Consider the following 1,715-nt stretch of genomic DNA (forward strand, 5'->3'; position numbering starts at 1 on the left):
CGGCGCACGCTTCGCGCGGCGGCACTGGCCGGCATTCGCGGTCGGCGCGCTCGTGCTCGCACTCGCCGCGGGCTTCACCTGGCGCACCGTCGTCGCGGAAAAGGAAGCGCGCCGGCAGGCGACGATCGCGGAGCGCACGGCCGACTTCCTCGTTTCGGTGTTCGCCGCCTCGGACACCGGCCGCAACGATTCGGCACGCCACGACCTGACCGCGCGCCAGGTGCTGGACACGGGCGCCGAGCGCATCCGCAAGGAACTCGCGGATGATCCGGCCACGCGCGCGCGCCTGCTCGAGGCGATGGGCAACGCCTACCGGCACATGGACCTCTACGACAAGGCCGCGCCGTTGCTGCGCGAAGCCGCCGGGATCAATCTCGACCCGGCCGTGAACCAGCCGCTCGAAGCCGCGCGCAATCTCGAGGAACTGACCAATACGCTGACCAACGGCAATTTCCCCGCCGAGGATGCGCTGCGCACGGCGCGCGAATCGCTGCAACTGCGCCAGAAAAGGTTCGCGCCGGAGTCGGAGGAAATCGCCAATTCGCTCATGGTGCTGTCGCTCGCACTCGACAAGGCAGGCCGCTTCGACGAAGCGATGGAGACCGGCAAGGCGACGCTGGCGATCAACGAAAAACTCGATACGCCGACAGCCAAAGTGAAGGAGGCGGTGTTCAATCTCGGCATGATCGCGAAGAACCGCGGCGACTACGCGCAGGCATGGCAGTATTTCGAACGCAGGCTGGAGATGGACAAGAAGCAGGGCCGCACGCGTACCGCAGGCCATGCCAACCTGCTCAACAACTATGCCCAGGCCCTCGACCGCGGCGGCAAACCGGAACAGGCGATCGAAATGATCAAGCAGGCGATCGCGGTCGACACCGAAATCTTTTCTGCCGAAAGCAGTTCCGTCGCCAACGACCAGCGCGAACTTGCGCGCATGCTGATCGGCATGGGTCGCTACAGCGAAGCCATGGCGCCGCTCGACGATTCATTGGCCACGAACGCCAAGGTGCACGGCGTGAAGAGCACCGAATACGCCAGCATTCTCTTCCAGGTGAGCAATCTCGACAGCAGCATCGGGCGCTATGCGGCCGCGATCGATGCGATGCGCACGGTCTACGACCTGCGCCGCGAGCACATGGGTGCGGACGACCTGCGCACGACACGCGCGGGCGACACATTGGGCTCGCTGATCGTCGACAGCGGCAACGCCAACGAGGAAGCGCGCTCGCTGCTCGATCGCGCGGTCGCCACCTACACCAAAACCGGCGTGGACAACGTCGATCTGCCCTACCCGCAACTGGCTCTGGCGCGCTGGCATTTCCTGCATGGCGATGACAGCACCGCCTCGGCCTTGCTCGACCGTATCGAAGCAGCCGATGCCAAGAGCAACTACTCGGTTCGCGCGCGCGCAGCGGATCTGCGTGCGCAGATCGCGGCAAGACAAGGCAAGGTCGAGGAGTCCGTGCGCGACCATGAGCGCGCCTTTCATCTCGTGCGTGACAAGCTCGGCGCGGGCAATCCGCAATCCGCTCGCTACGGCTTGCTCTATGCGCGCAGCCTGCGCGCCACGGGCCGTGATGCCGAGGCCGCGACACTGGAGAAAGAACTGCTGCCGATATTCGATGCCGCGTTTCCGGCCGATTCGGTATTCCGCCGCGAAATCGTTCCAGCCGATCCGCTCAGGAACCCAGGCCCGACTCGCGGATGAAGTC

Annotated in this window: 1 protein-coding gene; it reads left to right on the forward strand. The window is 65.4% G+C overall.

All coding sequences use genetic code 11. From position 1 onward, the window contains the following. A partial coding sequence (locus tag VF497_RS06115; protein ID WP_330886740.1) for a tetratricopeptide repeat protein occupies nt 1–1,711 on the forward strand: 1,711 nt, incomplete at its 5' end. Nucleotides 1,712–1,715 lie beyond the last annotated feature (4 nt).

It is taken from the genome of Rudaea sp. (assembly GCF_036383415.1).
Taxonomy (GTDB): Bacteria; Pseudomonadota; Gammaproteobacteria; order Xanthomonadales; family Rhodanobacteraceae; genus Rudaea.